This is a genomic window from Actinoplanes sp. HUAS TT8 (genome assembly GCF_051380535.1).
Lineage (GTDB): Bacteria > Actinomycetota > Actinomycetes > Mycobacteriales > Micromonosporaceae > Actinoplanes.
In genome coordinates, this window is sequence record NZ_CP195646.1 from 9,132,275 (window position 1) to 9,155,035 (window position 22,761).

Here is a 22,761-nt window from a genome sequence, read left to right on the forward strand (position 1 = left end):
CGTGGACGTCGTCATCCTCAGCCTGGCCGAGGGGTCGGGCGACTCGTGCGGGTCCGGTTGCGGCGGCTGCAACGCCGCCTGCGCCACCCCGCGGACCCCGGTTCTGGCCTGCGCGGACGCACTCCGCGAGGCCGGCGCCGAGGTCGACACCGTGCTGGCCGGATCGGACCAGGAGATCGACGCCGCGCTGGCCCGCTTCGACGGGCCGGCCCGGGCCGACGGCCTGACCTGGCCGGCCGCCGACGGTGACGTCCGACTGGTGGTGGCCGTCGCCACCGACGGCCAGCTGCGCGCGATCGTGCGCCGACTGGTCCGGCGGTATGCACCCGCACCCAGCAAGCGCCCGGACGACCTGGCCACCGGGCGGACCGTGCCCGACCTGCCGCCGCTGGCCATCCTGCCGCTCGACTCGGGCAACTCGGTGGATCTGGCCGCGCAGCTCGGCCTGCCCCGCGATCCGGCCCAGGTGGCCAAGGCGGTCCTGGCCGGGGACGTCCGGCGGCTGGACCTGCTGCGCAACGACGGCGGGTCGGTGACGCTGGACGGCGCGCTGCTCGGAGGCGCCGACGACAACGGGGCCGCGGTGCCGTGGCGGGGCCGGGTCGAGGTCGACGACGCCGTGCTCAGCGAGGGCGAGGAACCGATCCTGGCCTGCGTCATCGGCAACGGTGGCGGTTACGCCGAGTTCGACGGGATCCGTCTGCTGGCCGAGGGAAACCCGGCCGACGGCCGGGTCGAGGTCGCTGTCGCGGTTCCGGTCGTCGTCAAACAGCGATTCAAAGGCACTCGCGTACGGGTCGAGGTGCGCCGGGCGAGCGGGCGAGCCGTCTCCGTGCTGCCGCGCGAAGGGGAGCTGCAGTTCCTCGACGACGGGGTGGCCGGGTCGACCAGCCGGAAGAAGTCCTGGTGGACCGAGGCCGGGGCCTGGGCGGTCTACGCCTGACCCCGGTTCGGCCGTTCAGAAGAGCGCGTCCTACTCAGGGCGCGCTCTTCTGCGGTCTCAGGAGAGGGCGTCCTTTTCAGGGCGCGCTCTTCCGCGGTCTCAGGAGAGGGCGTCCTTTTCAGGGCGCGCTCTTCCGCGGTCTCAGGAGAGGGCGTCCTTTTCAGGGCGCGCTCTTCCGCGGTCTCAGGAGAGGGCGTCGGCCGCGGCCGGGTCGCTGTCGCGCAGGAACTGGGCGCACCGGGCCGCCTCGTCGGCCTCACCGATCGTGGCGGCGGCCTGCGACAACGCGTGCAGGCAGCGGAGGAAGCCCTGGTTCGCCTCGTGCGCCCAGGGCACCGGGCCGTGGCCCTTCCACCCGTTGCGACGCAGCGCGTCCAGGCCACGGTGATAGCCCGTGCGGGCATAGGCGTAAGCGGTCACCGGCTCGCCGGCGGCGAGAGCACCCGCGGCCAGCGGCGCCCAGGCCGCACTGTAGGCCGGGAACTTGGCCGCGACCGCCTTGAACGCCTCGTCGGTGCCGGTGGCCGCGGCGGCGGCCAGGGCCTGGTCGGCTTCGGCATCCGCCGGGAGGCGAGTGGCCGGCGGTTCGGGAAGGAGGTTCTGCATGACCTCATTCAACCCGGTGCCCCCGACGTTTGTTTCAGTCCCACGCGGTTCCGAGCTTGAGCAGGCGATCGGCGTACTCGATCTGGGTCTGCCAGCCCGCCGGCCACGCGCCCAGGCCGAGCGCGGCGCCCGCGAACGCACCGGCCAGGCAGGCGATCGAGTCCGAGTCGCCGGAGGAGGCCGCGGCCCGGCCGAGGACCGTGACCGGCTCGTCCGGCGAGATCAGGTAGCAGTAGAGGGCGGTGGCCAGCGCTTCCTCGGCGATCCAGCCGGCCCCGGCGACCAGGCACGGGTCGCCCTCGAACTGTCCGGCCGCGAGCCCGGCGGTGACCTTGTCCAGCGCGGCCGCGCACTCGTCCCAGCCCTTGGCGATGAACGTCTCCGGAGAGTCGACCACCGGCCGGCGCCAGAGCTCGCCGACGTGCCGCTGCCAGAGTTCGCCCAGCCAGTCGCCGCGATAGATCTTGCGCTGCTCCTCGCATCGGTCGCGGAGGGCGGCGAGCAGATCCGCCGGCGCCAGGCCGCCGCGAAGCCAATGGACCGCGTACGCCGTGAGCTCACTGGCCGCGAGCCCGGTCGGATGCCCGTGAGTCAGCGCGGCCTGGAACTGGGCCACGCCCGCCCGCTGGTCGTCGGTCAGGCCGGGCACGAGCCCGACCGGGGTGACCCGCATGTTCGCCCCACAACCCTTGGAGTCGTGCTGGGTCGCCTCGACCCACGGCCCGCCCTCGGCCAGCGCGCCGATCGACCGCAAACACGTCATGCCCGGCGCGCGGTCGTTCTCCGGGCTGTAGGCCCAGGCCAGGAAGCGCCGCCGGAGCACCGGTTCGAGCGACTCCGGAGCCGGGTTCCGCACCTCGCGCAGCGCCTCGCCGACCGCGAGGGCCATCTGGGTGTCATCGGTGACCAGGGCCGGCTCACCGTCCAGCTGCCTCGGGCCGCCGGGGCCGTATCGCGAGACGATCGCCGGGTAGTCCATGAACTCCGTGGGCTTGCCCAGCGAATCGCCGTAGGCCAACCCGAACATCGATCCCGACGCAGCACGCATGGTGCAACTCTAGGTTCCCCGCCGTTCATCGCGCATCAACGGCCGGGGCGTCCGTTCGGCCCTCGCCCGAGCGGCGCACCATGTATCCATGCCCGATCCCCTGCAACCGGTGCTCGGCGGCGACCTGCCGTTCGACGCGACCGCGTTCGAGATCGAGTCTCGTGAAGAGCTCGACACCCATCTCGTCAAGAACAGCCTGGCCGGACTGATCGTTCTCGGTCTGCGACTGGACCGAAACCCGCCCGACCTCACCTCCGTCGACGTGCGCGACACCCTGTTCGTCGGGTGCCGGATCGTCTCGCCCGAGGTGGAGATCGACCTGATCCGGCGGGGCGCGCACATGGTCCCGCCGTTCCGCACGCTGCCGTACCCGACGCATCCGGCGCTGCTCTACACCCCGGAGGACCTGTCCGCCGGGTTCGCCGAGGGCGGCTTCGCCGGCATGTACGACACCGTCGTCTACCAGCACTTCGTCGCGCGGGGCGGGGCGGTGCCGGACGTGCGCGAGGCGATCGCCCAGCGGCTGCACGACGCCGGGATCGACAACGCGCTGGGCAAGGCGCTGTCCGCGTGGGCGACGACGCACGGCACCGCGGGCGCGGTCGGGATCATGGGCGGGCACGCCGAACCCCGCGGGTCGGAGGCGTTCCGGATGGCCGCGACGCTGACCCGGCGGCTGGCCAAGGGCAACCGGCTGATCGTGACCGGTGGCGGCCCCGGCGTGATGGAGGCGGCCAACCTGGGGGCCTACTTCGCCTTCCGCAGCGAGCGGGAGCTGGACGCGGCGATCGACATGCTGGCGGCGGCACCGCACTTCCTGGACCACGATCCGTACACCGCGGCGGCGCTGAACGTCCGGGCGACCTATCCGCTGCCGGCCGTGGACCTGGCCGACCGGCTCCGGTACGGCGGGCTGGCCCTGCCGACCTGGCTCTACGGCCACGAGCCGGCCAACCTGTTCGCCGGCCAGATCGGCAAGTATTTCTCCAACGCCGTCCGGGAGGACTCGATCCTGCGCCTGTCCCGCGGCGGGATCGTCTTCGCGCCCGGCTGGGCCGGCACCGTGCAGGAGGTGTTCCAGGCGGCGACGAAGACGTTCTACCGCACCGACGGGCCGTCCGGGGCGTTCGTCTTCCTCGGCTCCGACCACTGGGCCAAGCTCCCGGTGGTGGACCTGCTGAGCACGCTGCTGGCCCGCTCACCGCACGGCGACCAGTCCGGCCTGATCGTGGTCACTGACTCGATCGACGAGGCGATGCGGGCGCTGACCGCATAGTCCCAGCTCGCCGGGCCTTGGCAGCGGGGCGCACACTGCGAGCATGACGCTCCTGTTGCTGGTCTTCGCGGGCATTCTGATCATGTCGCTCATCTCGGCCGCGACAGTCGTGCGGCGCAATCGTCACTCGTCCGCCGGCGGGCGGCACACGGCCGGATATTTCGGGACGGACGCGAACTATGTCCCGCCGGACGCCAACTCCGGCTACCACCACCATCACGGCGGCCATCACGGTTTCGGCCACCACGACAGCGGTGGCGGTTCGTGGGGTGGCGACGGCGGGAGCTCGTTCGGTGGTGGGGGCGACGGCGGGGGCGGTGGCGGGAACTGAGAGCGGATTTGGTGGCGAGACGCACACTGCGCTCATGGAGATCCTGCTCTTCGTGATCATCGCCGGTTTCGCCGTCGTCGGGCTCGCCAAGGGGTTCCGGTCACGGCGCAGTCACGGCCCGGCCGGGCGTCGGTACTCCGGAGGGCCGGGGCCGCACACCGACAGCCTCTCGTCGTCGCACTCCTGGAGCGACAACAGCCCGCAGCACGGCCACCACCACGGCTCCGACGGTCACCACGGCTCAAGTCACGACGGCGGCTACTCCGACGGCGGATCGTCGGACGGCGGCGGCGACAGCGGTGGTGGCGGCGATTGAGCACGCCCCTCAGGCGACGTGCACCCGGCGCCAGTGCGCCGCCGGGAGATCCTTTTCCGGTACGTCGGTGAGCCCGTTCTCATCCATGGCGTTGTAGACGGCGAGCCGGGCGCCGTCGAACAGGAACTCGATCGCGTGCAGCACCCGGGGACGCCAGTCGGCCGACGTGGTCCGCTCGATCACGTTGACCGCGCGGAGCGGGCGGCCCCGGGCGTTGCGCAGCGCAGCGTGCGGATCGGCCCGCCAGTCGAAGTGCTCGTACATGTCGATCGGGACCGCCATGTCGATCTGGTCCCAGGTGATCGCACACTCATCGAATTTACGGTGAGTAATCTCCAGGCGACTCAGTCCGAAGTCGAGGATGACCGGACCGTCGGCGAACCAGCCACGCTGCGCGACATCCCAGAGCAGCCAGCTTGATCGCAATCGACGCCCGATGAGCCGCACGAACATGTGTCGATGGGTGGCGGCCAGGGCCTCGGCATCGTGATGCCACTCGGGTTTCCAGCCCTGAATAGCGAGCACGATCACCGTCCCTTGATCAAGACCGCACGATCGTACCCATGCCGCTGTGTAACCCCGCAAGACGAGAACGGCCGATCCCCGCGTACGAGGACCGGCCGCTTACTCTCGCGAGTGGTTCTGTTACTCGACGCGCTATTTACTTGCCGAGGCTGGTGCCGGTCGAGCGCAGGTGCTCGGCGGCCTCGACGACGCGCTTGGCCAGACCGTTCTCGGCCAGCTTGCCCCAGGCGCGCGGGTCGTACGCCTTCTTGTTGCCGACCTCGCCGTCGATCTTCAGAACGCCGTCGTAGTTCTTGAAGAAGTGGTCGGCGACCGGGCGGGAGAACGCGTACTGCGTGTCGGTGTCGATGTTCATCTTCACCACGCCGTAGTCCAACGCGCCGTGGATCTCGGAGAGCAGCGAGCCCGAACCACCGTGGAAGACCAGGTCGAGCGGCTTCTCCTTGCCGTACTTGGCGCCGATCGCCTCCTGGATCTCCTTGAGGATCTCCGGGCGCAGCTTGACGTTGCCCGGCTTGTAGACGCCGTGCACGTTGCCGAAGGTCAGCGCGGTCAGGTAGCGACCCCGCTCGCCCAGGCCCAGCTTGGCCGCGGTGGCCAGGCCGTCCTCGACGGTCGAGTACAGCTTGTCGTCGATCGCGGCGGAAACGCCGTCCTCCTCGCCACCGACGACGCCGACCTCGATCTCAAGGATGATCTTCGCGGCCGCCGCGGCGGCCAGCAGCTCCTCGGCGATCTGCAGGTTCTCGTCCAGCGGCACGGCCGAGCCGTCCCACATGTGCGACTGGAACAGCGGGGCCAGGCCCTTGTTGACGCGCTCCTGCGAGATCGCGATCAGCGGACGAACGTACTTGTCCAGCTTGTCCTTGGGGCAGTGGTCGGTGTGCAGCGCGATGTTGATCGGGTAGTTCTTGGCGACCTCGGTCGCGTACTCCGCCAGCGCGACGGCGCCGGTGATCATGTTCTTGATCGTCGGGCCGGACGCGTACTCCGCGCCGCCGGTGGAGATCTGCACGATGCCGTCGCTGCCGGCCTCCGCGAAGCCCTGCAGGGCCGCGTTGAGGGTCTGCGAAGACGTCACGTTGATCGCCGGGTAAGCGAACGCGCCGGCCTTGGCGCGATCGATCATTTCGGCGTAGACCTCGGGAGAAGCGATAGGCATCGGTGCGCTCCTTGCTCTTTCAAACGTGGCAGCAGAGGGCAGGACCGCGCTGTCCTCCAGCAGGCAGTATTCCGCAGTCGCGGTGCGTAGCGGAAATCGCCCCGAAATTCACAGGCTCGGTCGCAACCTCCCTGGCGAAATCGGTGCTTTTGCGACACATCGACGCTGCTGCGTATTGCTCTCCGTGGCCCCGGCGCCGCTCGCCATCGGGGCGGTGCCGGTTTGCGCGGCATCCGAGCGGGCAAACGCGCACCATGGGACAGGAACCGGCGACACGAGAGGGGAGCCGAGGATGACACGCCTGATGGACGAAGCCGACCTGGAGACACCCGAGGTGGACGCCGCCGAGCAGGCGGTGAGCGCGGTTCCCTCCTGGCTGGACGACGACGCCGACGAGCCGACGGCCCGGACGCTCGCCGACGCCAACGAGTGGGACGCCGAGGAACAGAACCGGGTCGTCGAGTTCGACGACGACTACCGCTGACCGACGGGTCCGGGCCGGTCCCGGCCCGGACCGTCACCGGTCGACATACGTCGGATTGGCGGCCGACCATCTCGCCAGGTCATCGTCCCGAATCGCCCGGTAAAGGCCCAGCCAGGCCGGACTGTCGACGATCTCGCCGTCGTTCCTGCTGTTGAAGACCGGCTCACCGATGCCGATCAGATCCGGACTCCCGAGGGTGGCGATCACCCGCAGCAGGCCGACCGCGTCGCCGTCGAGCCGGACACCGTCGCCGGCGGCGACCAGCAGCCGGTTGACCGTGGCCGGGCTCACACCCGAGCCGTCGAAGATCACCTTGGCCGCCAGCGCCCGCAGGAACCGCTGATTGTTCCGATCGCGGTCCAGCGAGAAGCGTTTCAGCCCCTGCTGCCCCTGCAGCAACGGCGCCACGTCGTCGCCGTCGATCCGCTGGCAACCGGCGGCCAGCGCCTTGCGGCCGGACTGGGCGGGAATCGCCTGGTCCAGGCACATCCGCACGCCGTCCACCTCGTCGGCCACCGCGCTCAGGGCGGCCAGATCCACGGTCACCGTGGCGTCCAGGGTGACACCGGTCAGCTTCGTCACCGTGGCGCCGATCAGCTTCGGACCGCCCAGGGCCAGCGCCGTGGTCAGCTTCTGCTCCCCGTGACCGGGAACGTCGACCAGGCCGTCCCGCGGCAGGCTCACCATCCATGCCGCAGCGCGGTCGGCCGGCACGTGCAGCAGCATGATCGTGTCGGCCCGCTCGGTCGCCGAGCCGACCCGGTGATCGCTGCCGATCAGCAGCACGTCGACCGGGCCGGCCAACGCGGCCGCCGGGGGCGCCACCGACGCGGGCCCGCCGATCAGACTGTCCTGCGCCACCGGTTGTCCCCCGTGCCACCAGGAGGTGGACACGACCGGCACCGCGGCCCCGGCGAGCAGCACGGCGGCGGCCGCGCCGAGCGCACGCCGACGGGCGCGACGGCGCCTCACCCGTACCCAAGCAAAATCGATGCGGCCTCGCACCGAGGCCGCATCCGGGACCGAAGCCTCCTGCCGCTCGAAGGCGGCTCGCAGCTCTTCCTCGACCTTGCTCATCGCGCCTCCTCCGGAACGGCGATCCTGACCAACGGGCTCATCGGGTGCCCACCATCTCGGCCCGCAGGGCGTCGAGGCCCCGCGAGATGGCTGACCGGACCGTGCCCACGGCGCAGCCGAGAATGTCGGCTATCTCCTGGTCGGGCAGGTCCTCGTAATACCGCAGCACGAGAGCGGCCCGCTGGCGGCGCGGCAGGCCGGCCAGCAACGACCACACCCGGTCCCGCTCGGCGTTCTCGGCGGCGTGGTCGGAGGTCGACGCGGCCACCGGATCGGGGTCGGCCCGCAGCAGCACGCGACGCCACCACGAGGTGCGGCGCGACTCGATGAACTGATTGGTCAGGATCCGGCGGACGTAGCTGTCCGGGGCGTCGCTGCGGGCCACGCGCCACCAGTGCAGCTGGACCCGGAGCATGGTCTCCTGCACCAGATCCTCAGCCGCATGCGGGTCGCCGGTCAGCATGCAGGCATAGCGCAGCAGCGCGCCGAGCCGGCTGTCGGCGAATTCCTCGTAGGTCACGGGCACCTCCGCTCCTACGACGGGATCGGGCACCGAAATCATTGCGCCGGTTGTCCACAGGACTCGAATTTGGATCGCACCCGGCGAGCGTCGCTGACACCATCAACGGCGTGCTGCTAACCATGACGACGACCCACCGGCCCGCCACCGATCTTGGATACCTGCTGGTCAAGCATCCCGACCGGGTCCAGCAGTTCGACATGCCCACCGGTACGGCGTACGTCATGTTTCCCGAGGCCACCGACGAGCGCTGCACCGCCGCCCTGCTGCTGGACGTCGATCCGCAGAAGCTGCGCGCCCGCGCCGACGCCTTCGAGCTCAGTCAGTATGTCAACGACCGGCCCTACGCGGCGTCGAGTCTGCTGGCCAGCGCCCTCTCCAAGATCTTCCGCAGCGCCCAGCGCGGCAGCTCCAAGGATCGTCCCGAGCTGGCCGCCCAGGCGATCCCGCTTGAGATCCGGGTGCCCGTGCTGCGCGGCACCACCGACCTGGTCACGCGCCTGTTCGCCCCGCTCGGGTGGTCGGTTACGGCCACGCCGATCGCGCTGGAGCCGGAGATCGGCGGCGACAGTCGCTACGTCGACCTGGAGCTGACCGGCACGCTCCGGCTGGCCGACGCGATCAACCATCTTTACGTGCTGCTCCCCGTCCTCGACGACGGCAAGCACTACTGGGTCGCCCCCGACGAGATCGAGAAGCTGCTGCGTTCGGGCGCCGGCTGGCTCGCCGGGCACCCGGAGAAGGTGCTGATCGCCCGGCGCTACCTGGCCCATCGCAAGTCGCTGGCCACCACCGCGCTGGAGCTGCTGGACGGGGACCAGCCGGTCACCGAGGAGGATGCCGAGCTGCCGGTCGCCCGGAAGGAGCCGCTGGCCGCCCAGCGCCGGGACGCGGTGATCGCCGCCCTGGCCGAGGTCGGCGCGACCCGCGTGCTCGACCTGGGCTGCGGGCCCGGCGCGCTGCTGACCGCCCTGATCAAGGACACGCGGTTCACCGAGATCGTCGGGGCCGACGTCTCGGCCCGGGTGCTGGAGCGGGCCGAGCAGCGGCTCCGGCTGGACCGTATGCCGCCGCGCCAGCGGGATCGGATCCGGCTGATCCAGACCGCTCTGACGTACCGCGACGAGCGGCTCACCGGTTACGACGCGGCCGTGCTGATGGAGGTGATCGAGCACGTCGACCTGCCCCGGCTCCCGGCCCTGGAGGCCAGCGTGTTCGGTCGCGCCCGGCCCGGCGCGGTCGTCGTGACCACGCCGAACGTGGAGTACAACGTGCACTACGAGGGCCTGACCGGCATGCGGCACTCGGATCATCGCTTCGAGTGGACCCGGGCCGAGTTCGCCGCCTGGGCCGACGGCGTCGCCACGCGGTACGGCTACACCGTGTCCATCCGCGGTGTCGGTGATCACGACGAGACCACCGGCTCCCCCACCCAGCTCGCTCTCTTCACCCGTACGGAGGTGACGGCATGATCGACATTCCCGAGCTCAGCCTGGTCGCGCTGGTCGGCATCTCCGGCTCCGGCAAGTCCACCTTCGCGCGCAACCACTTCGCGCCCACCCAGGTGCTCTCCTCGGACTTCTTCCGGGGCCTGATCGCCGACGACGAGAACGACCAGTCCGCCTCGTCCGAGGCGTTCGACGCGCTGCACTACATCGCCGGCAAGCGGCTGGCCGCCGGCCGCCTCACCGTGGTCGACGCCACCAACCTGCAGTCGCACGGCCGGGCCGAGCTGATCAAGCTGGCCCGGGCGCACGACGTGCTGCCGGTCGCGGTCGTCCTGGACGTGCCCGAGACGGTCGCCTGGGAGCGCACGCAGGCCCGTCCGGACCGTACTTTCGGGCGTCAGGTCCTCACCCGCATGCATCGTGACCTGCGGCGATCCCTCGGGCAGCTGTCCCGCGAGGGTTTCCGCAAGGTGCACGTGCTGCGCGGGCTGGAGGAGATCGAGAACGCCGAGATCCGCTACGAGAAGCTGTTCAACGACAAGCGCGACGAGCACGGCCCGTTCGACATCGTCGGCGACGTGCACGGCTGCCGGGCCGAGCTGGAGACGCTGCTCGGCACGCTGGGCTGGGAGGTGGTCCACGACGACCTCGGGCGCCCGGTTGATGCCGTACACCCGAATGGCCGCAAGGCGGTTTTTGTCGGTGACCTCGTCGACCGGGGGCCGGACTCGCCCGGGGTGCTGCGCCTGGTGATGGGGATGGTCGCGGCCGGTCACGCCATCTGTGTGCCGGGCAACCACGAGCAGAAGCTGGCCCGCAAGCTGAACGGGCGCAACGTCCAGCTCACCCACGGCCTGCCGGAGACGCTGGAGCAGCTGGCGGCCGAGCCCGAGGAGTTCGTCGGCTCGGTCCGGAGCTTCATCGAGGGCCTGGTCAGCCACTACGTGCTCGACGACGGCAAGCTGGTGGTCGCGCATGCCGGCCTGAAGGAGGCCTACCAGGGGCGGGCCTCCGGGCGCGTGCGCAGCTTCGCGCTCTACGGCGAGACGACCGGCGAGACCGACGAGTACGGTCTGCCCGTCCGCTACCCGTGGGCGCAGGAGTACCGGGGTTCGGCCGCGGTCGTCTACGGCCACGTGCCCACCCCGCGCCCGGAGTGGATCAACAACACCATCTGCCTGGACACCGGCTGCGTCTTCGGCGGCGCCCTGACCGCGCTGCGCTGGCCGGAACGCGAGCTGGTCGACACCCCGGCGGCGAAGGAGTACTACGCACCGATCCGTCCCATCTTCACCAGCACGCCGGAGCCCGACCGAGGTCTCGACATCGCCGATGTCATCGGCCGCAAACACCTCGATTACGGGTACGGACGGACCACCGTCCCGGCCGAGAACGCCGCGGCCGCCCTGGAGGTCATGGGCCGGTTCGCGGTCGACCCGGAAACCCTGATCTGGCTGCCGCCGACGATGGCGCCGTGCTCCAGCTCGACCGTCGAGGGCTACCTGGAGCACCCGTCGTCCGCCTTCGCCGACCTGCGCGGGGCCGGGGTCGACCGGGTGGTCTGCGAGGAGAAGCACATGGGCTCGCGGGCCGTGGTCCGCGTCTCGGCGTCCGGTGTCGGGGACGCGATCTGGACCCGGACCGGCCGGCCGTTCTTCGGACCGGAACTGGACCAGCCGCTGCTCGCCCGGGTCCGGGCCGCGATCGAGCCGATCCTGGCCGAACTGGCGACCGACTGGCTGCTGCTCGACGCCGAGCTGCTGCCCTGGTCGGCCAAGGCCGGCAGCCTGATCCGGGATCACTACGCCGGGGTGGGCGCGGCCGGGCGGGCCGCGCTGCCGGCCGCCCTCGACGTGCTCGGCCGGGCCGCCGGGCGCGGGCTGGACGTGGCCGAACTGCGGGACCGGCTGGAGCTGCGGTCCTCGGAGATCCAGGGCTACTCGGCGGCATACCGGTCGTACGTGAAGCCCACCGACGGGCTGACCGGGGTCACGCTCGCGCCGTTCGCCGTGCTGGCCGGCGCCGGCGTCTCCTACGCCGGCAAGGATCACGGCTGGCACCTGGCCATCGCCGACCGCCTGGTCGCGGCCGACCCGGAACTGTTCACGCCCACCCGGCGGATGATCATCGACCTGGCCGATCCGGCCGCCGAGGCGGAGGCCACCGAGTGGTGGCTGACGCTGACCGGGGCCGGCGGCGAGGGCATGGTCGTGAAGCCGTACGCCGGTCTCGGCGCCGTCGACGGCAAGAACCGGCTCGTGCAGCCCGGGGTGAAGTGTCGCGGCCGGGAGTACCTGCGGATCATCTACGGGCCGGAGTACACCCGGCCCGAGCAGCTCACCCGGCTCCGGCAGCGGAACCTGGGCCGCAAGCGGAACCTCGCGCTGCGCGAGCACGGGATGGGGCTGGCCGCGCTGGATCGGCTGGCCGAGGGCGCGCCGGCCTGGCGGGTGCACGAGCTGGTCTTCGCGATCCTGGCCGCCGAGTCGGAACCGGTCGACCCGCGGCTCTGACAGTTCCCGGTCTCGTTTTTGGTCCGCGGACTCGTTCGGGGCTCCGTTCGAGCCTCGTTCGGGTCTCCGCTCGGGCGCTGTTCGCGGCTTTTGTGGGGCGTCGGCCGGTTGTCCGGCCGACGCTCTGTTTCATTGACGTAAGCACAAGGCATCCACAGCAGTCGTACAGGATGGGCGTGCTGGAGGGCCGGTACGCTGGCTAACCGTGGACACCACCCGTGCGCTCACCGAGCAGCTCGCCCTGAACCCGATGGACCCGAAGGACCTGCTGCACACCTTCGGTCTGTACGGCGTGTGGGCCATCCTCTTCGCGGAGACCGGCCTGCTGGTCGGCTTCTTCTTCCCAGGTGACTCGCTGTTGTTCCTGGCCGGCATCGCCGCGTCCCCGGTCGCCGACGCGATCTTCGGCGGCGGCACCCAGCTCTCGTTCACCGGGCTGCTCATCGGCGCACCGATCTTCGCGATCGCCGGCGCCCAGTTCGGTCACTGGCTCGGCGCGCGGTACGGGCGCAAGATGTTCGAGCGCCCCGACTCCAAGCTGTTCAAGCGGGAGTACGTGGAGAAGGCGGAGTACTACTTCCAGAAGTTCGGCCCGGCCAAAGCCGTGGTGCTCGCCCGGTTCATCCCGATCGTCCGCACCTTCCTGAACCCGGTGGCCGGCACCCTCGGCATGCCCGCCCGCAAATTCTTCGTGTGGAACGTGGTCGGCGGCATCCTGTGGACCGACGGCGTGCTGATCATCGGGCACGCGCTGGCCAAGCAGATCTACGACCTCATCGGCGACAAGATCGACCACTACATCCTGCCCGTCGTGGTCATCATCGTGCTGATCTCGGCGCTGCCGATCTTCATCGAGATGCTGCGCGAGCGGAAGGCCAAGAAGAACGGCACCCACCAGGGCCCGCAGGCGTCGGCCGCGGTCGGCGTGGTCGCGGCGGCCAGCATCGCCGGGCTCGCCGAGTCGGCCCACCTGCACCACCACGACGACGAGGACGACGAGCGGAACCGCCGACCGCGGTCGCACCGCGCCTGACCCGAGTCCACCACCCCGGCCGGTCCTGGAACTCCAGGGCCGGCCGCTGTGTTTCCGGGACGGTCCCTGCTTCTGGTGCGGTTTTTCGGCGTACGGCGGCAAGCTCTTGATCTTTGGTCTCTTGCTCTTTGCCCCTGCCCCGCAAGGTCGCGGCCTGGTGAATCCGGCTTGGTCCCGCAAGATCGGGCAGCGCACGAAAAAGCCCGGCCGAGGGGGCCGGGCTCAGGTGGGGGGACGCGATCCAGCCGGCCTTAGGGACGGCCGGCTGGCAGCGTCGGTGGGTCCGCTCAGACGGTGATCGCCGCGGACCCGGAAAGCCGGTTCAGAAACTCCTCCGGACAGTCCCGGAGGTTCTCCAACCGTCCGGCGGCCAGCGCCTTGTAAGTAAGCGCAGCCGCCTCCTCGAGGTTGCGGGCGCGCTTGTGCGCCAGCTCCACCGAGTCACCCATCACTACACAACCATGCTGGCTGAGCACCAGACAGTCGGTCCCGTCCGCAGCCATCGCCGCGGTCATCGCGGCCAGCTCGGTCGTGCCCGGCAGCCGGAACGGCACGGTGGACACCCGGCGCAGATAGAACGCATGGTCCGTCGTGACGATCCGAATGTGCTCACCCAACGCGTCCAGCAACAACGCCGTCTGCGGGTGCAGGTGCACCACGGCGTTGACATCCGGCCGGGCGCGGTAAAGCGCGAGATGCAAAGCGAGCTCGCTGGTCGGCTCGATCCGCGGCGGCGGCAGAGCACCGATCGTCGCGATCTCACCGTCCGTGATGCGAACCGGCGCGAAGGTCGCCCGGCTGAGCCGGTCGAGCCAGGCGCCGCTCGCGGTCACCCAAATGGCTTCCTCATCAGGGATGCGGGCGGACAGGTTGCCACCCGACCCGCAGACGAGACCGGCCTGGACCACGTCGTAACCCACGTGCGCGAGCTGATCACGCAGGTCACCGGGCACGTAGTTCACCCGTTCCTCCTCGAATCGCCAGGGGTGGCCAGGGAAGAGGTCCTCGGCCTGGCGTCACGCCCCCATGTTTCAGTGACGCCAGGCAGTCCCCACGGATCAGCGAGCCTTCTTGGTCGCCCGCTTACGGGGCGGCGTCAGCAGGTCCGCAATGGTCGCGATCGCGGTCGGCACGAGCCGGTAGTACGCCCACACCCCCCGCTTCTCGCGCTCCAGCAGACCCGCCTCGGTCAGGATCCGCAGGTGGTGACTCACAGTCGGCTGTGAGAGCCCCAAGGGAGCGGTCAGGTCGCAGACGCAGGCCTCACCGTCCGTCGCGGACTGAATAAGGCTCAGCAGCCGCAGCCGTGCCGGGTCGGCGAGCGCCTTGAGCACTCCCGCCAGGCGCTCGGCGTCGGCGCGTTCAATAGGCTCGCCGGCAAGCGGCGAGATCTGAGGCATCGTCATTTCCGCCAACGCAGTTCCCACGATCTCCATCCTTCCACCAACTGCATCGATTCTCCTGCATGTGAGCAGGAACGAACCGGCTAACTTTCAGGCCGTAAGGCCGACATCGATCGCCGTGTCGGTCAACCGCCGACGCGGGCCGGATACCCGTACCGCGCCACTCATCCGATCAACCTTTCCCGCCACACCGACTTCGGTCTCTGCCTCCTGCAACGCCTCAGCCGCCACTTGGTCGCTACCCATCCGTGTCGAGCTCTCGATCCCCTTCTCGGGAGTGAGCCAACCCACATTGTCAATTCATCGATTGTTTCGGTTCACCGACCCAGAACGATGACTCAACACGGAACGCGTCGACACCATCACGCCACGCTGCGCGATCAACAGGTCGCTACGCGCCTCACGACCCGATGAAAGCACGACGCCACGCTGTGCGACGGGCAATTCAGTGATGAATTTACCCAGGTCGTGCCGTGCCTTCATGACATCGAGCGTACTGGCTTGAAGGAAACCGGAATCTTTCGCCCCGCCGGGGCGGAACGGAACTATTGACCCAGGTCTCTTCTTGCCTCTGTAAAGAAGGTTTACCGATCGGACAAGGGGTCTCAACCTTTCCGGCGACCATAGATGCAGCTCAAAGCAGCTAACACCGCCACGGTACCCATCCACCCCTCAAGATGACCTGGTAGCCGCGCTGTGAGAGTGCTGTGAACCCCACCAATCACGTTTGTCCGTCCAGGCAAAAACACCCACCGGATGGCCGATCTAGTGGTATCCGGACAGCCGATCGGGTGACGGTGAAGGAAACCGTCTGTACCCGTTCGAGTGACCCACAGTCGTCGATGCGGAACCGGATCTAGGCGTCCTTCCGCATGGTCACTCGAAGCACAACCGACAGTATTCGTCATCGGATCCAGGCGCGGGCTGGTTCGCCGTCGGATCATCCAGACGTGGAACGCCTCCGATGTGTCCTTGCACACCCTGCGTAGCCAAGCTCACGTTTAGGGAGGGTGTAAAACCCTCCGTCACACCGGCTGACGATCGATGCGGGCTGTTGGGGTGTTCTCAGGGATCTCCAAGACGTAGCTCCCTGGTTCCCGGGGTGGGCGGTCGGTAACCCGACTGAGGTACACCGGGGAGCGTCACTCTTGTGGCAACACCGCTGTCGATCGGCGTCATCCCCGTCGTGCGCCATCCCGGGAGCGGCTGCAGCCGAACTGCTCAGGGGCGGGCGGCCGAGGGGCTGGCCGCTGTCCCCGGGGCCGCGCGAGGCTTCCTGTCGGCCCCGGGCCGCGCAAGGCATTCCCGTCGGCCCCCGCTCGGCCCAGCGCCGGCTCGACGTTCTCACCGCGCAGCGTTGGCCCGGCGGGCGCGGCAAAAGGCAAACGTCAGATGCCCGGAGCCCGACGAGACGGGGCGCCGGGCATCGACGTTTCCGACGGGCCCTGGGCGCAGATCGCGGCAGGCCCGGATCTATTCAGACGGGTCGGTCGTCCTCGGTTGGGCGAGGCGGCACGACACTTTCACCCGAAGGGCTGGTGGCTCCGCTGGGCGAAGCTTCCACGGGGCCATCGGATGAGCCTTCGGTGGTGGGGCGGCTCGGCGCATCAGCGGACGCATCGGACGCCGGTGACGTGGCCGGCGCCTCAGGAACAGCCGGAGTAGCCGGGAAGCCGCCGACCGGCGGGTAGCCGCCGGAGGCCGCAGCCGGCTGGTCGCCGCTAGACGCTGGGAGCGGCGGGTAGCCACCGGAGGCCACGGACGGCTGGTAGCCGTCGGGCGCTGCGGGCGGCTGGTAGCCGTCGGGCGCTGCGGGCGGCTGGTAGCCGTCGGGCGCTGCGGGCGGCTGGTAGCCGGACAAGTCTGCGGGTGCAGGCGGCAGAGGCGCGGGCGAAGCGGGCGCGGAGGAGGCTGCAACAGGAGGCATGCCGACCGGCGCTTCTGCGGGTCGCATGTAAGCGGCGTGGTCTACCGACGGCGGTACCGGCGGGATGAAGCCGGAAGGGCCGGGCGGGGCGTAAGGGGAGTTCTGCACCGGCGGCACGTATCCAGAGTGAGGTGCCGGTGACCCGCTCGTCTGGCCAGGGGCAGCGGGTGCACCGTAGGGAGCGCCTGAGGAACTCTGGGGCAGAACAGGCGAAACCGGGGCACCGTAGCCAGGCGGGATCGGAGCGCCCGGGCCGGGCGGGACCGGGGCACTGAGGCCGGGCGGGACCGGAGCGCCCGGGCCGGGCGGGACCGGGGCACTGAGGCCGGGCGGGACCGGAGCGCCCGGGCCGGGCGGGACCGGGGCACTGAGGCCGGGCGGGACCGGAGCGCCGTAGCCAGCCGGCGGGGCGTAGCCCGATGACGGGTCATGGCCGGGAGACGCGGGTGGCGGGCCGTAAGGGCCTGCGGGTGAGCCAGGACCGAACGAGCCGTAAGGGCCTGATGCGCCGAACGGGGTGGGCTGCGGGCCATAGCTCGGGCCGTAGCTCGGATTGGGCTGCGGACCGAAGCTTGCATTGGGCTGCGGGCCGAAGTTCGGGTTGGGCTGTGGGCCGAAGTGGGGACTGGGTTGCTTGGGTGCATACCCGAAGAAGGTGCGCGGGGCGGCCAGGAGCATGGCGCCGACGGCGAGGTAGGCGAGGACCTGGAGGGCGGCGACCACGACGTTGAGGCCGATCCACCCCGCCGGATACGCCGAGCCGAGCACGTCGCTGATCGAACCCGGGACCGGATCGCCCGAGCGCTGCGCCAGCACCGTGACGAACGATGCGAGGCCGCCGACCGCGCCCAGCACGCAGAGGATCAGGGAGACGACTCGCGCCACCCGGCTGCCGCGGCGCAGGCCCAGGCCGAGGACCACGGCGAGCGCGAAGAACAGGATCGACAGGACGGCGGCGAGCGCGGCGTCCAGCCAGACGACGGTGACGAAGTTGTCCGCCGTGTCACCGGTGGCCGCATCGCGGAACCGGCTGACCGTGCCGACGGCGACGACCACCGAGGCGATCGCGTAGACGAGGCCGGCCCCGCCCATCAGCCAGAGCAGGAACGACGCGGTCGTCACGGCGGGCGGCCGCGCGTTGGCAGGCGGCGGCGGTGACGCGGCGACGGGTGGCGCGGCTGCGTAGGACATCGAAGGCTCCCCGGTGTTCGGCTGGCAGGAAACCTATCGCGTATTCGCGACCGGACGCGGGCGGACCGGAACGCCTGTGGATAAGCGAACCGGCCCGCCTGTGGACAAGCGGACCGGTTCGAAAAAGCTCGGGCAGGATGGGCGGGCGCCGACGATCAGGCCGAGTCGCGCGGCGGACGGGGATCGTCGGCCGGCGGAGCCGAGTGGGGCGCGGCCGGCGGCCGGTCATCCTGCCCGGTCGAGGAAGTGCCCGGAGCTGGGCTCGGAGGAGCCGAACTCGGAGCGGGGCCCGGAGGAGTAGAGGTCGGAGGAACGGGGATCGGAGGAGCCGAACTCGGATCGGAGAAGGAGGGAGGCTGCGCGCTGGAGGCCGGAGGCGGCAGCAGCCACGGGTCGCTCGGCGGCCCGAATTCGCTCGGCGGCCCGAAGCCGGCCGGAGCCTGCGGGTCAGGCGAGGTCGCGCCGAACGGCTGAGCACCAGGCTGCACCGAACCTGGGGGCGGCCCGGTCAGCGGTCCGAGAGGCGGTAGTACGGACGCGGAGGGAGGTGCGGACGACGGCGGAGCCGACGAGGGCGGCACTGCCGGCTGCTGCCAGGGGTCGGCGGCGTAGCCAGGCGGGCCGAAAGGCGGCGGGTAGGCACCCGGCTGACCCGGATACTGCCCAGCCTGACCCGGGTAGGGGTTCGAATAGGGCCCCGGCTGACCCGGATACGACCCCGGCTGGCCTGAATAAGGCGCGCCCTGAGCCGGAGGCGGCGCCGGCTGCCCGGGATACGAGGGAAGGCCCGGAGCAGGCTGCCCGGGCTGCCCGAACCCCGGCTGTCCAGGCTGCTGTCCAAATCCGGGCTGCCCAGCCGGCGGCGGCCCAGGCTGCCCAAACGCGCCCGGACCACCCGGACCAGGCTGCCCAAACGCAGGCTGACCGGGCTGACCGGGCTGACCGGGCTGACCGAACGTGGGCTGACCAGGCTGACCAAACGCGCCCGGACCGGGCTGCGCAAACCCGGGCTGCCCCTGCGAATACCCCCCGGCATAAGGCTGTCCATACCCACCCACCTGCTGCGGATACGGATTCCACCCCGCCACCGGCTTCCGGAAGTACCGGTTGGACGGCGGCACCGCCAGCAGAATCACCACCGCGATCAAAGCCACGAACGCAAACAGCGTGAACCACAACCCGACCGAGTAGAACGATCCCGGCACCACACCTTCAAGCCGCGCATCCAGCTCGGCCTGGGTAGGGAGTCCGCTGGTCCCACTGCTGCTCCCGGCGGCCACCTCCGCGAATCGTTCCACGAACACCGAGGCGGTCTGCGGCACGATCACCGCGCAGCACATCAGCACGCCGGAGAGGATCCAGGTGATCACCCGGGCCGGCTGCCGGCCGTTGAGGTTGAAGAAGCCGAGCAGTCCGATCCCGGCGGCGGCGAGCAGGTACAGCACGATCAGCATCACGGCGAGTCCGGTGATGACGCCGCCGATGCTGGCGAGTTCGGTGTCGCTGTAGACGTCTGTGTAGACCTGCCCGGCTTTGTTGAGTGCGGAGAAGGCAAGAATCGCGTACCCCACCTGGACGAGGGCGACCGCGAAGAGCAGTGCCGCCGCGATGGTCACGGTGACCGGGCGTCCCGGTGGGGGCGGCGCTGCCGGATACGGCGACGGGGGATATGTGGGAACGGTCACAAGTGCCCTCCTCTAGATCCATTCACGGTATCGGTCCCGGACCAGGACTCGCGACCGGCACGCACGCTGGGCCACGCTGTGGCAACATCGGGCGACGATGACGCAAATGCCCGCAAAGGGTCGCTCGTTCGAGGGGCGACATCGCTGGACGCCACCACCTAGACTTCCATCTCGTGGCGTCCGGCAGGCTCCAGAGACCTCCAGTGACGCCCCCTGCCCGCACGAGTCGCCCGCCCCGCTCACAGATTGCCGGGGCCGAGGCAGACCGATTCCGGGCACTTTTCCGATTGCGCCGGCCGCGTGACCACACCGCGGCCGCCCCAGACCTGACAAGGACCGGTGAGTCCCATGCCCCACGCCGACACCCTGACCGTCGTTCACCATGACGACACCCGGACCCGTTTCAAAGATGTCCGATATCAGCTGCACCGGGACGGGATCAGGATCTGGTCCGCGGATGGCGAGCACGCCATCACGGACGTTCTGATGACCCACGCGTACCGGCATCGCGAAGTCGCTTCATAACGGAGAAGGCCCCGGGAAACCGGGGCCTTCTTTCATCAGGAATCCGTCAGCCGGCCTGGACCGACAGCCCGTCACAGGTCGAGTTGATCGAGACGACGACCTTGTCGCCGTCCTGGATCTCCCCGGCGAGCAGCGCCTTGGCCAGCATGTCGCCGATGGTCGCCTGGATCAGCCGGCGCAGCGGCCGGGCGCCGTAGACCGGGTCGTATCCGTGCTCGCCCAGCCATTCCACCGCCTGGTCGGTGACGAAGAGGGTGAGTCGCCGCTCGGCGAGCCGGGACCGCAGCCGGGCCAGCTGGATGTCGACGATCCGGGTCAGGTCGTCCTTGGTCAGCGCGTGGAACACCACGATGTCGTCCAGCCGGTTCAGGAATTCGGGCTTGAAGTGGGCCCGGACCGCGGCCAGCACCTCGTCGCGCCGCTCGTCCTCGGTCATCGTGAAGTTGGCGTCGGCCGAGCCCAGGTTCGAGGTCAGCACCAGGATGGCGTTGCGGAAGTCGACCGTGCGGCCCTGCCCGTCGGTGAGTCGACCGTCGTCGAGCACCTGGAGCAGCACGTCGAAGACGTCCGGGTGGGCTTTCTCGACCTCGTCGAGCAGGACCACGCTGTAGGGCCGGCGGCGCACCGACTCGGTGAGCTGGCCGCCCTCCTCATACCCGACGTATCCGGGCGGGGCGCCGACCAGGCGGGCGACGGAGTGCTTCTCCCCGTACTCGCTCATGTCGATGCGGACCATCGCGCGTTCGTCGTCGAAGAGGAAGCCGGCCAGGGCCTTGGCCAGCTCGGTCTTGCCGACGCCGGTCGGGCCGAGGAACAGGAAGCTGCCGGTGGGGCGGTCCGGGTCGGCGATGCCGGCCCGGGCGCGGCGGACCGCGCCGGCCACCGCGGCCACCGCCTCCTGCTGGCCGATGACCTTGGCCTGCAGGGATTCCTCCATGCGGAGCAGTTTGGCGGTCTCGCCCTCCATCATCCGGCCGGCCGGGATGCCGGTCCACGAGGAGATCACCTCGGCGATGTCGTCGGCGCCGACCTCCTCCTTGACCATGGGCGGCTCGGCGTCCTCCTCCTCGGAGGCGGCGGCCGCCTCCATCTCCTTCTCCAGGCCGGGGATGACCTCGTAGAGCAGGCGGGACGCCTGGAGCAGATCGCCGTCGCGCTGGGCCCGTTCCTGGGCCGCTTTCGCCTCGTCGAGCTGCTTCTTCAGCTCACCGACCCGGTTCAGGCCTCCGCGCTCGCGCTCCCATCGGGCGTTGAGGGCGGTCAGCTCCTCCTCGCGGTCGGCCAGGTCGCGCTCCAGCCGCTCCAGCCGGGCCACCGAGGCCGGGTCCTTCTCCTTCTCCAGCGCGAGTTTCTCCACCCGCATCCGGTCGACCTGGCGCTGCAGCTGGTCGAGCTCGACCGGCCGGGAGTCGATCTCCATGCGCAGCCGGGAGGCGGCCTCGTCGATCAGGTCGATCGCCTTGTCCGGCAGGAAGCGGTCGCTGATGTAGCGGTCGGAGAGGCTGGCCGCGGCGACGAGCGCGGCGTCGGTGATCTGCACGCGGTGGTGCGCCTCGTAGCGACCCTTGAGCCCGCGGAGGATGCCGATGGTGTCCTCGACGGTCGGCTCGCCGACCACGACCGGCTGGAAGCGCCGCTCCAGGGCCGGATCCTTCTCGATGTGCTCGCGGTACTCGTCCAGGGTGGTAGCACCGACCATCCGCAGCTCACCGCGGGCCAGCATCGGCTTGAGCATGTTGCCGGCGTCCATCGAGCCCTCGCCCTTGCCGGCGCCGACGACCGTGTGGAGCTCGTCGAGGAACGTCACGACCTGCCCGTTCGAGCTGCGGATCTCCTCCAGCACGCTCTTCAGGCGCTCCTCGAACTGGCCCCGGTACTGCGCGCCGGCGACCATCGCGCCGAGGTCGAGGGAGACCAGCTTCTTGTCGCGCAGCGATTCCGGCACGTCACCGGCGACGATCCGCTGAGCGAGTCCTTCGACGATCGCGGTCTTGCCGACACCGGGTTCACCGATCAAGACCGGATTATTTTTGGTACGCCGTGAGAGCACCTGCACCACGCGCCGAATCTCCGCGTCGCGGCCGATCACGGGGTCGATCTTGCCTTCGCGGGCCAGCGCGGTCAGGTCGACGCTGTACTTCTCCAGCGCCTTGTACGTCTGCTCGGGGTCCGCGTTCGTCACCTTGCGGTCGCCCCCGCGCACCTGCGGGAATGCCCCGACCAGGGCTTCCTCGGTGGCTCCGGCGCTCTTGAGGGTCTGCCCGACCGCGCCGCCGCCGCGGGCCAGGCCGGCCAGCAGGTGCTCGGTCGAGATGTACTCGTCGCCGAGGGGCTGGGCGATCAGCTCGGCCTCGCCGATCGCGTTCACGAACTCGCGGGAGAGACTGGGCTCGGCGGTGCTGGCGCCGCGGGCGCTGGGCAGCTGCTCGACGGCGCGGGCGGCGGCCCGGCGTACGTCCGCGGGATTGGCACCGACAGCGCGCAGCAGCGCGGGCGCGGTCGACCCGGCGGTGTCGAGAAGGGCGAGCAGCATGTGCCACGGCTCGACCGTGGCGTGCCCGCTCTGTGCGGCGTTGGCCACGGCGCCCTTGATCACGTCGCGGCTTTTGGTGGTCAAACGTTCGGCGTTCATGAGCTCCCCTGATCGGCGTCCCACCGGGTGTAACCCAACAGACTTGAGCGTATTCCACTCAACTTTAATCCGCCCAGCAAAGTCGGCGCGAAAAGAGGGGTGACGGTCGCCACCAC

At 70.1% G+C, this 22,761-nt stretch carries 20 protein-coding genes; 8 read left to right on the forward strand and 12 right to left on the reverse strand.

All coding sequences use genetic code 11. From position 1 onward, the window contains the following. Window position 1: 1 nt before the first annotated feature. Window positions 2-943 (forward strand): diacylglycerol kinase family protein, encoded by a 942-nt coding sequence (locus ACSHV8_RS40620; protein ID WP_436524903.1) that lies wholly within the window; start codon window positions 2-4, stop codon window positions 941-943. Between the two features lie 183 nt (window positions 944-1,126). On the opposite strand, the gene ACSHV8_RS40625 is transcribed toward ACSHV8_RS40620, so the two are convergent. Together ACSHV8_RS40625 and ACSHV8_RS40630 are read right to left on the reverse strand one after the other, a co-directional pair. Next, a complete protein-coding gene (locus ACSHV8_RS40625; RefSeq protein ID WP_436524905.1) occupies window positions 1,127-1,549 on the reverse strand; it encodes a DUF3151 domain-containing protein in 423 nt (140 codons plus the stop codon). Window positions 1,550-1,583: 34 nt separating this feature from the next. Beyond that, the gene (locus ACSHV8_RS40630; RefSeq protein ID WP_436524907.1) at window positions 1,584-2,597 is read right to left on the reverse strand and encodes an ADP-ribosylglycohydrolase family protein; all 1,014 of its coding nucleotides are present in this window, start codon (window positions 2,595-2,597) and stop codon (window positions 1,584-1,586) included. 88 nt (window positions 2,598-2,685) lie between these two features. Between ACSHV8_RS40630 and ACSHV8_RS40635 the strand changes: the two genes are divergently transcribed. Genes ACSHV8_RS40635 through ACSHV8_RS40645 form a run of 3 tightly spaced genes read left to right on the forward strand, consistent with a single transcriptional unit; the run spans window position 2,686 to window position 4,520 of the window. After that, window positions 2,686-3,873, forward strand: a complete 1,188-nt coding sequence (locus tag ACSHV8_RS40635; protein WP_436524909.1) for an LOG family protein — start codon at window positions 2,686-2,688, stop codon at window positions 3,871-3,873. 43 nt (window positions 3,874-3,916) lie between these two features. After that, a complete protein-coding gene (locus ACSHV8_RS40640) occupies window positions 3,917-4,204 on the forward strand; it encodes a hypothetical protein (RefSeq protein WP_436524910.1) in 288 nt (95 codons plus the stop codon). A 34-nt stretch (window positions 4,205-4,238) separates the two neighbouring features. Next, complete coding sequence (locus ACSHV8_RS40645) at window positions 4,239-4,520, forward strand: hypothetical protein (protein ID WP_436524912.1); 282 nt, start codon at window positions 4,239-4,241, stop codon at window positions 4,518-4,520. A 9-nt stretch (window positions 4,521-4,529) separates the two neighbouring features. Here ACSHV8_RS40645 and ACSHV8_RS40650 read toward each other — a convergent pair whose 3' ends face one another. After that, window positions 4,530-5,045 (reverse strand): hypothetical protein, encoded by a 516-nt coding sequence (locus ACSHV8_RS40650; protein ID WP_436524914.1) that lies wholly within the window; start codon window positions 5,043-5,045, stop codon window positions 4,530-4,532. Between the two features lie 136 nt (window positions 5,046-5,181). After that, window positions 5,182-6,207, reverse strand: coding sequence for a class II fructose-bisphosphate aldolase (gene fbaA, locus ACSHV8_RS40655; RefSeq protein WP_436524916.1), 1,026 nt, complete (start codon window positions 6,205-6,207; stop codon window positions 5,182-5,184). Window positions 6,208-6,499: 292 nt separating this feature from the next. Between fbaA and ACSHV8_RS40660 the strand changes: the two genes are divergently transcribed. Continuing rightward, window positions 6,500-6,691 carry a hypothetical protein gene (locus ACSHV8_RS40660; RefSeq protein WP_436524918.1) on the forward strand — a complete coding sequence of 64 codons (192 nt, stop codon included), beginning with the start codon at window positions 6,500-6,502 and terminating at the stop codon, window positions 6,689-6,691. A 33-nt stretch (window positions 6,692-6,724) separates the two neighbouring features. On the opposite strand, the gene ACSHV8_RS40665 is transcribed toward ACSHV8_RS40660, so the two are convergent. Together ACSHV8_RS40665 and ACSHV8_RS40670 are read right to left on the reverse strand one after the other, a co-directional pair. Beyond that, a complete protein-coding gene (locus ACSHV8_RS40665; RefSeq protein ID WP_436524920.1) occupies window positions 6,725-7,768 on the reverse strand; it encodes an LCP family protein in 1,044 nt (347 codons plus the stop codon). 37 nt (window positions 7,769-7,805) lie between these two features. Then, window positions 7,806-8,288: a SigE family RNA polymerase sigma factor gene (locus tag ACSHV8_RS40670; protein ID WP_436524922.1), complete on the reverse strand. Its 483-nt coding sequence runs from the start codon at window positions 8,286-8,288 to the stop codon at window positions 7,806-7,808. Window positions 8,289-8,398: 110 nt separating this feature from the next. On the opposite strand from ACSHV8_RS40670, the gene ACSHV8_RS40675 reads away from it, so the two are divergent. From ACSHV8_RS40675 to ACSHV8_RS40685, 3 genes are all read left to right on the forward strand, one after another. Beyond that, entirely contained in the window at window positions 8,399-9,760 is a 1,362-nt protein-coding gene (locus ACSHV8_RS40675; protein WP_436524924.1) for a 3' terminal RNA ribose 2'-O-methyltransferase Hen1, read from the forward strand. After that, window positions 9,757-12,249, forward strand: a complete 2,493-nt coding sequence (locus ACSHV8_RS40680; RefSeq protein WP_436524926.1) for a polynucleotide kinase-phosphatase — start codon at window positions 9,757-9,759, stop codon at window positions 12,247-12,249. The genes ACSHV8_RS40675 and ACSHV8_RS40680 overlap by 4 nt, the downstream gene beginning before the upstream one ends. 250 nt (window positions 12,250-12,499) lie before the next feature. Further along, a complete protein-coding gene (locus ACSHV8_RS40685) occupies window positions 12,500-13,282 on the forward strand; it encodes a DedA family protein (protein ID WP_436537142.1) in 783 nt (260 codons plus the stop codon). Between the two features lie 287 nt (window positions 13,283-13,569). Here ACSHV8_RS40685 and ACSHV8_RS40690 read toward each other — a convergent pair whose 3' ends face one another. The 6 genes from ACSHV8_RS40690 to clpB form a co-directional block, all read right to left on the reverse strand. Beyond that, on the reverse strand, window positions 13,570-14,235 hold the full coding sequence (locus tag ACSHV8_RS40690) for a class II aldolase/adducin family protein (RefSeq protein ID WP_436524928.1): 666 nt from the start codon (window positions 14,233-14,235) through the stop codon (window positions 13,570-13,572). 105 nt (window positions 14,236-14,340) lie between these two features. After that, complete coding sequence (locus tag ACSHV8_RS40695; protein ID WP_014440216.1) at window positions 14,341-14,718, reverse strand: ArsR/SmtB family transcription factor; 378 nt, start codon at window positions 14,716-14,718, stop codon at window positions 14,341-14,343. A 267-nt stretch (window positions 14,719-14,985) separates the two neighbouring features. Beyond that, window positions 14,986-15,168 carry a hypothetical protein gene (locus ACSHV8_RS40700; RefSeq protein WP_436524931.1) on the reverse strand — a complete coding sequence of 61 codons (183 nt, stop codon included), beginning with the start codon at window positions 15,166-15,168 and terminating at the stop codon, window positions 14,986-14,988. A gap of 994 nt (window positions 15,169-16,162) precedes the next feature. Next, window positions 16,163-17,803 (reverse strand): hypothetical protein, encoded by a 1,641-nt coding sequence (locus tag ACSHV8_RS40705; RefSeq protein WP_436524933.1) that lies wholly within the window; start codon window positions 17,801-17,803, stop codon window positions 16,163-16,165. Between the two features lie 155 nt (window positions 17,804-17,958). Further along, on the reverse strand, window positions 17,959-19,488 hold the full coding sequence (locus ACSHV8_RS40710) for a hypothetical protein (RefSeq protein WP_436524935.1): 1,530 nt from the start codon (window positions 19,486-19,488) through the stop codon (window positions 17,959-17,961). A gap of 571 nt (window positions 19,489-20,059) precedes the next feature. After that, window positions 20,060-22,645 carry an ATP-dependent chaperone ClpB gene (clpB, locus tag ACSHV8_RS40715; RefSeq protein ID WP_436524937.1) on the reverse strand — a complete coding sequence of 862 codons (2,586 nt, stop codon included), beginning with the start codon at window positions 22,643-22,645 and terminating at the stop codon, window positions 20,060-20,062. Window positions 22,646-22,761: the final 116 nt, after the last annotated feature.

Excerpts from the sequence above, each read along its gene's own strand:
- ACSHV8_RS40695 (WP_014440216.1), bottom strand. The coding sequence starts at position 14,718 with ATGGAGATCGTGGGAACTGCGTTGGCGGAAATGACGATGCCTCAGATC.
- ACSHV8_RS40705 (WP_436524933.1), bottom strand. The coding sequence starts at position 17,803 with ATGTCCTACGCAGCCGCGCCACCCGTCGCCGCGTCACCGCCGCCGCCT.
- ACSHV8_RS40645 (WP_436524912.1), top strand. The coding sequence starts at position 4,239 with ATGGAGATCCTGCTCTTCGTGATCATCGCCGGTTTCGCCGTCGTCGGG.
- ACSHV8_RS40640 (WP_436524910.1), top strand. The coding sequence starts at position 3,917 with ATGACGCTCCTGTTGCTGGTCTTCGCGGGCATTCTGATCATGTCGCTC.
- ACSHV8_RS40660 (WP_436524918.1), top strand. The coding sequence starts at position 6,500 with ATGACACGCCTGATGGACGAAGCCGACCTGGAGACACCCGAGGTGGAC.
- ACSHV8_RS40665 (WP_436524920.1), bottom strand. The coding sequence starts at position 7,768 with ATGAGCAAGGTCGAGGAAGAGCTGCGAGCCGCCTTCGAGCGGCAGGAG.
- fbaA (WP_436524916.1), bottom strand. The coding sequence starts at position 6,207 with ATGCCTATCGCTTCTCCCGAGGTCTACGCCGAAATGATCGATCGCGCC.
- ACSHV8_RS40685 (WP_436537142.1), top strand. The coding sequence starts at position 12,500 with ATGGACCCGAAGGACCTGCTGCACACCTTCGGTCTGTACGGCGTGTGG.
- ACSHV8_RS40680 (WP_436524926.1), top strand. The coding sequence starts at position 9,757 with ATGATCGACATTCCCGAGCTCAGCCTGGTCGCGCTGGTCGGCATCTCC.
- clpB (WP_436524937.1), bottom strand. The coding sequence starts at position 22,645 with ATGAACGCCGAACGTTTGACCACCAAAAGCCGCGACGTGATCAAGGGC.
- ACSHV8_RS40625 (WP_436524905.1), bottom strand. The coding sequence starts at position 1,549 with ATGCAGAACCTCCTTCCCGAACCGCCGGCCACTCGCCTCCCGGCGGAT.
- ACSHV8_RS40700 (WP_436524931.1), bottom strand. The coding sequence starts at position 15,168 with ATGAAGGCACGGCACGACCTGGGTAAATTCATCACTGAATTGCCCGTC.
- ACSHV8_RS40635 (WP_436524909.1), top strand. The coding sequence starts at position 2,686 with ATGCCCGATCCCCTGCAACCGGTGCTCGGCGGCGACCTGCCGTTCGAC.
- ACSHV8_RS40630 (WP_436524907.1), bottom strand. The coding sequence starts at position 2,597 with ATGCGTGCTGCGTCGGGATCGATGTTCGGGTTGGCCTACGGCGATTCG.